This is a genomic window from Companilactobacillus futsaii JCM 17355 (genome assembly GCF_001435505.1).
Classification (GTDB): Bacteria; Bacillota; Bacilli; order Lactobacillales; family Lactobacillaceae; genus Companilactobacillus; species Companilactobacillus futsaii.
Map to the genome: position 1 here is coordinate 1 of NZ_AZDO01000134.1, position 8221 is coordinate 8221.

The 8221-nt window shown below is 33.9% G+C and carries 7 protein-coding genes and 1 pseudogene; 7 read left to right on the forward strand and 1 reads right to left on the reverse strand.

The window, feature by feature from the left end:
* Positions 1 to 69: 69 nt before the first annotated feature.
* The 4 genes and pseudogenes from FC88_RS12710 to FC88_RS09980 all read left to right on the forward strand — a co-directional run.
* Positions 70 to 297, forward strand: a pseudogene (locus FC88_RS12710) (transposase); the annotation flags it as partial.
* A gap of 119 nt (positions 298 to 416) precedes the next feature.
* Positions 417 to 758, forward strand: coding sequence for a hypothetical protein (locus FC88_RS09970; RefSeq protein ID WP_057815192.1), 342 nt, complete (start codon positions 417 to 419; stop codon positions 756 to 758).
* On the forward strand, positions 755 to 1465 hold the full coding sequence (locus tag FC88_RS09975; protein ID WP_057815194.1) for a hypothetical protein: 711 nt from the start codon (positions 755 to 757) through the stop codon (positions 1463 to 1465). Before FC88_RS09970 ends, FC88_RS09975 begins: the two co-directional genes overlap by 4 nt.
* 117 nt (positions 1466 to 1582) lie before the next feature.
* Positions 1583 to 2878, forward strand: a complete 1296-nt coding sequence (locus FC88_RS09980; protein WP_057815196.1) for an SLAP domain-containing protein — start codon at positions 1583 to 1585, stop codon at positions 2876 to 2878.
* 107 nt (positions 2879 to 2985) lie between these two features.
* On the opposite strand, the gene FC88_RS09985 is transcribed toward FC88_RS09980, so the two are convergent.
* Positions 2986 to 4386: an ArnT family glycosyltransferase gene (locus FC88_RS09985; RefSeq protein WP_235526929.1), complete on the reverse strand. Its 1401-nt coding sequence runs from the start codon at positions 4384 to 4386 to the stop codon at positions 2986 to 2988.
* A gap of 243 nt (positions 4387 to 4629) precedes the next feature.
* Between FC88_RS09985 and FC88_RS09990 the strand changes: the two genes are divergently transcribed.
* From FC88_RS09990 to FC88_RS10000, 3 genes are all read left to right on the forward strand, one after another.
* A complete protein-coding gene (locus tag FC88_RS09990) occupies positions 4630 to 4929 on the forward strand; it encodes a hypothetical protein (protein ID WP_057815198.1) in 300 nt (99 codons plus the stop codon).
* Between the two features lie 492 nt (positions 4930 to 5421).
* The gene (nrdJ, locus tag FC88_RS09995) at positions 5422 to 7662 is read left to right on the forward strand and encodes a ribonucleoside-triphosphate reductase, adenosylcobalamin-dependent (RefSeq protein WP_149029816.1); all 2241 of its coding nucleotides are present in this window, start codon (positions 5422 to 5424) and stop codon (positions 7660 to 7662) included.
* A gap of 132 nt (positions 7663 to 7794) precedes the next feature.
* Positions 7795 to 8208 (forward strand): CopY/TcrY family copper transport repressor, encoded by a 414-nt coding sequence (locus FC88_RS10000; protein WP_057815202.1) that lies wholly within the window; start codon positions 7795 to 7797, stop codon positions 8206 to 8208.
* Positions 8209 to 8221 lie beyond the last annotated feature (13 nt).

Consider the following 8221-nt stretch of genomic DNA (forward strand, 5'->3'; position numbering starts at 1 on the left):
CTTTATGGAAAATATTAAGTTTTAAAAAATGTTCGGTTATTTCTTGCAATCTGCCTAAAAGAAATGAATATTAAGCAAAGCATGTCTCGTAAAGGTAATTGTCACGATAATGCCCCTATCGAGAGCTTTTTCAATCTGCTTAAAAGAGAGTGTCTTTACAGGTATAACATTCTTGATTTAGATCAGTTAAAGCAATTAGTTGATGAATATATTAATTGGTATAACAATGACCGAATTTCTTTAAAAAGAAAAGGATTGTCTCCTGTTGAATACAGGGAACAATCCATGATTTCTTAAAACTTATAAAAATGTCTAACTTTTTTATTGCACTTCAATTGATTGCAATTCTGAAGATGTTCTCTTTTTTTGTGTGGGAAGAAATTATGTTAATCTTAAATCATATTTAGGGGGTATTTATGAAAAATAGAGTAATTAAGAACTTTGTAATGTTTTTATTCTTTTGGACGATCATCGTTATTGGATTAAATTTATTACATGGGAGAAGTTTTTGGATCAATCTTCCTTGGGAAGTATATCTGATTTTCTTATTATCATTACTCCAATTAACAACTGATCTGAGTAAAAAAGTGATTCCAGTTATAGATTTTGTAGTTTTCTTTTTGTATATGATGACAAATAGTAGTTACTTTGGATATGTTAACTGGACTTCATTAGTGGTTTTTGCAATTATGGCATTGTTTTTCACAGCTATTACATTGTTTATTGGAAATCAATTTAAAAAAGGAGACCATCGATGAAAAAACTTCTTAGTTTGGTAGCACTGTTAAGTCTTATTTTAGCCGGTTGTAGTTTTCAAAATCAGCAACAAGACTCAAAGGAACAGACTAAGTTAATTCAAAAAAATAAAAAAATCTGGAATAAAAGATTAAAAAAAGCTCAAACGGTAGAATTTCCCGGAGAAAAAATAATTTCCGTACCTGTGGGGTATAATGATGAAGATATGTCATTAACACGTTTTAAGAATGGCAGTCAACTAGTGGTCAAAGCTAGGGTGATTGATCTAAAGCCGGAATTAAAGCGTGTTTTGACACCAGAGACTAAGGCATCGATTTATATTGATAAAGTAATTTCAGGAGACAAAACCTTGCAGTATTCAACGATTAAAACAGAATTTTCGGGTGGTTTGATCCATGCTAAAAATTATTTAGTGAACATTGAAGGTCAATATACTGGCGAGCAATTTGGGATTAAAAATCCACAAGCAATTGTCTATGGTCAAACTTTAACTAAGCCAATGCCAAAGATTGGTCAGACGATAATTTTGGGCTTAAATAAACGTCAATCTAGTAAAAATTTTTATGTTGTAAACAATCCAGAAGTTACTTTTTGGATTAAAAGAAATGATAAATATCGTTTGAATAATCCGGCTTTTTATCAGGTTCAGAATCAATCAAAATATTCAAATATTTTCAAAATTACTAAATATTTGAATCAAAATTTTTAATAATCTTTAAATAAGTTTTAAATATTTTATGAAATCCAAATAAATTATGCCATCCCTTTATAATTGAGGTATATATGATATAAATTCATATATATTAAAAATATGGAGGGGTTTATATTGAAAAAGAGTACATCATTACTATTTAGTGGATTGCTAGTTTCTGGTATGGTCCTTGGTACACTCCCAATGACACAAACCGTTCAAGCCGCTGATAAAGTTACTACTCAAGCTGCTGCTAGTGTAACTAATAACGTTACTTATGAATACAATGGAGAAAAAGTTGGTCAAAAGACTTTACAAGGAACTGAAGGCCAACCACTAGGCTACTATCCAGATGGTTATATTTATTCTGGTAGTATCGCTAACTTCCAAAAAGATGGTGCTAACGTCACTGTTAACGTAACTAAGATGATTTCTGCAAAAGTTAATTACGTTGATCAAAATAATAACTTAGTTAATTCTGAAGTTGTTAATGGTGGTGACGGCAATAGGTATACATTGACTGATATTCCAGCTGGTAGTACTTTGTTGAACGACGCTGACAAGACAATTACCTTGGAAGATGGTAAAGAATACAACATTAAGGTCAACAAACAAGTCTTTAATACATTAATTTTCAAGACAGCTGATAACACTGAAGTTGGCCGTGCTGAAGTTTACAGCCAAAATGTTGGAGATACCGTCGATTTAACTGATAGTCAAATTCCTAGTGGTTACACAACAACTACTAAATCAGTAACTTTGCAAAGCGACAATAATACGCAAATCGTTACCGTAACAAAGAATGCGGATTCTGAACAACCAACTGGTGTCGTAACAGTTAAAGATCAAACAGCTCAACTTTACACAAATTACGGTAATACTATCAGTGGTCGTACATTGGCAGCTAATAGTTCATGGAAATACTATGAATCAAAAACTATCAATGGTGAAACATACTATCGTGTTGCCACTAATGAATGGGTCAAAGCTAGTGATGTAACAGCTGAAGCAACTACAAGCGATGTTACACCGTTCAACAATACAGTAACTACTAAAGATGCCATTACTCACGTTTATACTAAAGATGGCCAAGAAGTTACTGGTCGTGCATTAACTGCTAACTCAAGCTGGAAGACTGCCAATAAGTTAGTTCTTAATGGTGAAACTTATTACCAAGTAGCTACTGACGAATGGGTCAAAGCCAGTGACGTTACAGTTAATAACGATACTACTGGTGTCACACCTGCCAAGGGCGTCGTAACAATCGGCAGTACAGTTGCTCAATTGTATTCTAAAGACGGTCGAGCAATTACTAGTCGTGCTTTAGCACCAAGCAGCAAGTGGCAAACAGCTAATAAGATGGATCTAAATGGTGAAACTTATTATCAAGTAGCTACTAACGAATGGGTTAAAGCAAGTAGTTTAGCCTAATCAAAAATCCCCACTAGAATAAAAATTTCTAGTGAGGATTTTTTTTGTATTAAATTAGTTTAAACTGAAAGTTTCTTTATTGCTTTATTTTAGAACTGCCCAAAATCTTAATTGTATTGTAAATACCTAAACTTCCCATTATTGAGATTATTGGTAAGAATTCGATACGATAACGACCTTGCCACCTCAATGACTAATTGAACGACTGCAAAGGCCATTAGTGGCAATAATAGCAAATATAAATTATCATCGAATTTAGTCTTAAATAGTGATAATGACCCAATCCACGAGAAGATAATTAAAACTACTGAACCTAAGTACGATACATAATTGACTAAATCAACGGCTTTTTGTCTATGATTCATGGCAAAATTGGCTCCATCAGTAGCAAGAGTTCGTGATGACCAGAGTAATTGTGTCTTCTTGATGAATAGCTTGAGCCAGGCGTGATTATCGTTGAGATAGTCGATTTCATCATTTAAGGCAGCTTTTTCGACTTTACTCATCGTAGCTCGAGGCTTACTAGCATCAATCAAACGTTCCATGTCGGATGAATAAGTTCCAGTTGATTGATAATTTAAACCGGTAACGAATTTCCATTCAGGATCGTTATTATTCAATCCATATTGGTTCATTCCTGAAGCTTTAATTCCCCAACCAGCGAGACTAAAGAGGATAAAGTAAATTGCTAAGGTCATTAAAACCTTAAGAGAAGCTCGATAATCGTGTTGCTCCCATAGTAAGTAAATTAAAGTAAAGACGACGATTCCAGCAATTATTACAGGTCCAATCGGTCTAATCAAGCAACCAGCTGTCAAAGTAACTCCAGCTAAAGCATAGGTCCAAGTTTTATTTTGAATTATTAAATAAAAGGTAATTAAGTAAAGTAATGAACCTAAATATTGATTACTTGTTTCGGCATTTAGGGCAAACCAATCCAAATCAATCATTAGTAATAAAACTGATAGGCGAGCCATTTTGATATTGTCAAAAATTTTATCAACCAATAAGTAAGTAAATAATAATGTCAGGCCTTGATAAATTACGTTTAGAAATTGGATTGCAAAGATATTATATCCAAAAATTTTTGAAATTAAGAATGCATAATACATAAAACCAGTTTGATAAGCATATTTAGAAAAATAATCATTATCAGTTTGGTAAAGTGGATCACCAATATGATAGTGATATAACCGCAACCAGAAATTGCCATAATCACTAATTTGAGTTTTAGGTACTAATGATATCCAAATTAAAGCAACCGTCATGAAGAAAATAATTAACGAAAACAAAACTATTCGGTTGACATGCTCATCGTCAGTTCTAATTCGCATTAATCCGTATCCGACTACAGAAATCAATATTAAAGCAATAACTAAAACAACAGTATTTCGAAGCGGGCTTTGAAATAAGAATTCTTGATAATAAAATAAAACCATCAATAAGAAAACGGTAGTTGTGAAAATACCTACACAAGTCAAGATGGTTTTATTGATAAAATTTTGCATCAAAAAAATCCCCCTATATTAATCATTTAATTTGTTTTCCCTAATTATTTGAATGCATCAGGATATTTATTTGAACATTACATTTAATCCTGAATTTAAATAACGTAATTATATTACCATAGAGATATTATTTTTTTAGTTAGTATCCCAAATAGATAAGATATTCTTAAGCTTCAAGTTGATTACAATTAAATTTAGAGAACGATATTATAATAAGCGTGAAAAATGATGGGAGTGTTCGGGATGCAAACATTGGATCAATCAAAATCATATTATCGAAGATTAACCGCCTTAGACGTTATAACGTTCATGATGGTGATTGTTTGTCTCTTTTTCACAAAGGGTTATTTGATTTCACTATTGTTAATTGCTGTTTATCCGATCAGTCATTCGAAGGTCTTGGTCTCTGAAACTAGGACGAACAGTGATAAAATTTGGGTTCGTAAGATGGATTGGGACTATTATCGAAAGAATCATCAAATTGGTTTATTATCACAATATAGTTCACAAGTTACATCTCATATTGATCAAGTAAATTTATAAATGTTACGTTATGAGGATGCCGTTATGATGTAGGGTAAAGGTTGAGATATACGGTTAGTGAGCGTTACGAAATGAATTTTAAATGGGAAAATTGAAAAAAGCTATTCGACTCGTTATGAATCGGGTAGCTTTTTTAGTGTTCAAAATTATTTTTCTTGTGGAACACCTGACGTGACAACCATATGTTCGTGTCAAGGAGAAAATTTGCCGTTATCCACTTGAAATTCGAGTAGAAGTTTAAATTAAAATAATCATTGCTAAGTCTTTTGATTCGATATTAGAATAGTAATTGCGACCTTAGTTTTTTCGCTTTAAATTCTTAGGAATTTATTAAATAATGGTGAACCTTTTTTTGATTATAAATGCCGAAATAACAATGCAAAATTTAGTGCCAAATTATTTGCCAAATAAATTTAGACACTATATATTGTTATTCAAATTAAATCGGGGTACTATATATTGTGTTATCAAAAAGTTGTGGAGTGAATGTTAATGAACACTATTAATAAAATTATTTTATCAGATGACTTCGTTGACGAAGTAAAAAAGACAGTTAAACCCCACTGGGGTGAATTGGGCTGGGTTACGTATAAACGTACCTATGCTCGTTTTATTGATGAATTAGGTCGGACTGAAAATTGGTCTGAAACAGTTAAACGTGTGGTAGAAGGTAACATCAATTTGGACCCTCGTTTGCAAAATAATGATTTAACCGATGAGCAATATAATGGCTTAGTTAAAGAAGCCCAAGAACTTTATAAATTGATCTATGGATTAGCTGCCACTCCTTCAGGTAGAAATCTTTGGATTTCTGGAACAGAGTATCAACACCGTAATGGGGATGCTTTGAACAATTGTTGGTTTATCGCTGTTAGACCACAAAAATATGGTGACAGTCACATCGTTCCTTCATATCTACAAAAAGATCAATTAGCTGTTTCCATGCCATTTTCATTTATGTTCGACCAATTGATGAAGGGTGGCGGCGTTGGTTTTTCCGTTGTCCCATCAAATATGAAGTTGATGCCAGTTGTTGATAATAAGGTCAACTTGACAGTTTTGATTGGTAAAGAAAGTGCTTCTTATAAGGATTCAATTGCTGCTGGTGCTGTGGACCGTGATGAATGGTTAGCTGATAATTCATATGACAATAAGCGTCACTATGAATTGCCAGATACGCGTGAAGGTTGGGTTATTGGTAATGCCAACATGATCGATGCTCACTTTAATGATACAAATGACGGCTTGGACGATGTAGTGCTAGATATTACTGATATTCGTGCTAAAGGTGAAAAAATCAAAGGCTTTGGTGGTACTGCTTCAGGTCCTGTACCATTGGTTGAAATGCTCTTTGATATTAATGAAGTTATGAATGAAGCTGTTGGTAGAAAATTAACTTCAGTTGATTGTACCGATATGGGCAATATGATTGGTAAAACAGTCGTTGCTGGTAACGTTCGTCGTTCTGCTGAACTCGCTTTAGGTGGAGCTACTGATGATGACTTTATTACTATGAAACAAGATCAAAAGAAACTTTATCATCACCGTTGGGCTTCAAATAACAGTGTTGCTGTTGATAGTAAGTTCAATAAATATGCACCTATCGCTGATTCGATTACTCATAATGGTGAACCAGGAATCGTTAACCTTGAATTGTCACGTAATTATGGTCGTGCAATTGATGGCTACCAACCTGGAATCGATGATGGCGTTGAAGGAACTAACCCTTGTGGTGAAATCTCACTAAGTAATGGTGAACCATGTAACTTGTTTGAAGTGTTCCCATTGATTGCTGACGAACAAGGCTGGAGTTTAGAAGAAGCCTTCTTACTAGCTGCTCGCTATACAAAACGTGTTACATTTAGTAATTACGATTGGGAAGTTTCTCGTAAAGTTATTCAAAAGAATCGTCGTATCGGTGTTTCAATGTCTGGTATTCAAGACTGGATTTTGACAACATTTGGTAATCGTGTTGTAACTGGTTTTGAACCTACCACAGATCCCCAAACAGGTGAAACAATTCAAAAACCTATTTATGACCAACGCGTTGCTGACAAATTTGATGACTTATATAAGACAGTTGTCAAAGCTGATAAGGAGTACTCAAACGCATTAGGATGTAAGGCATCTATCAAGCACACAACCGTTAAACCATCTGGTACAGTTGCTAAGCTTGCTGGTGTGTCTGAAGGTATGCATTTCCACTATGCAGGTTACTTAATTCAAAGAATCAGATTCCAAGACTCAGATCCACTACTACCAGCTTTGAAGGCTTGTGGATACAAGATTGAACCTGATATTTATACAAAGCATACAATGTGTGTTGAATTCCCCGTCAAAGCTGAAAATGCTGATGATCCTAATTTTGCTTCAGCTGGCTCAGTTTCTATCGCTGAACAATTCGCTACACAAGCATTCTTACAAACTTATTGGTCAGATAATGCGGTCAGTTGTACAATTACCTTCCAACCAGAAGAAGGCGACCAAATTGCACCATTAATGTATCAATACAGAAATGTAACGAAGTCAACATCACTCTTGCCATATACTGGCTCAGGTTTCAAACAAGCTCCTAAAGAACCAATCAACAAGAAAGTTTATCAAGAGCGTGAATCAGAAGTTGACGAAAATGTCGCTAAAGTTTTTGCTGAACAAAATGATAATCATGACAAGAAAGATATCGAACTAGTCGATCAATCAGATTGTGCTGGCGGTGCTTGTCCAATTAGATAATAATCAATAACTCACTGATCAAAATGATTGGTGAGTTTTTTTGAGCGTTAAACTTTACTTCTGGTGTTTACGGTTGTAAACTGTATTTTGTTGAGAAAGATTACAAATGTAAACCAAAAAGGAGGAACCGACATGAAAGAAATTGAATCCATGAGTCGCTCTGAATGGCAAGTAATGAGGATTATTTGGACTTTGGGTCAAGCCACTAGTAAGCAAGTAATTGATTTTTTGGAGAAGAAAACTGACTGGAAAGCTGCCACAATTAAAACTTTGATTGGTCGTCTTCAAAAGAAGAATTTTTTACAGGCTGATGAAACTAAACGTCCTTATATTTACCAACCATTAGTTTCAGAAGATGAGGCTATTCATGATAATGTCAATGACTTATTTGATAATCTTTGTTGTATGAGAAAAGGGTATGCTATCAAAGATTTGATCAATAATTCAGAAATCTCAAAGAGCGATATTGCAGAAATTATTGAAGCTCTTAACGAAAAAAAGAAATCCGCAAATTGCAAGAACAAGTTAGCCACTTTGGAAAAATAAAGAAAAGTTAAGA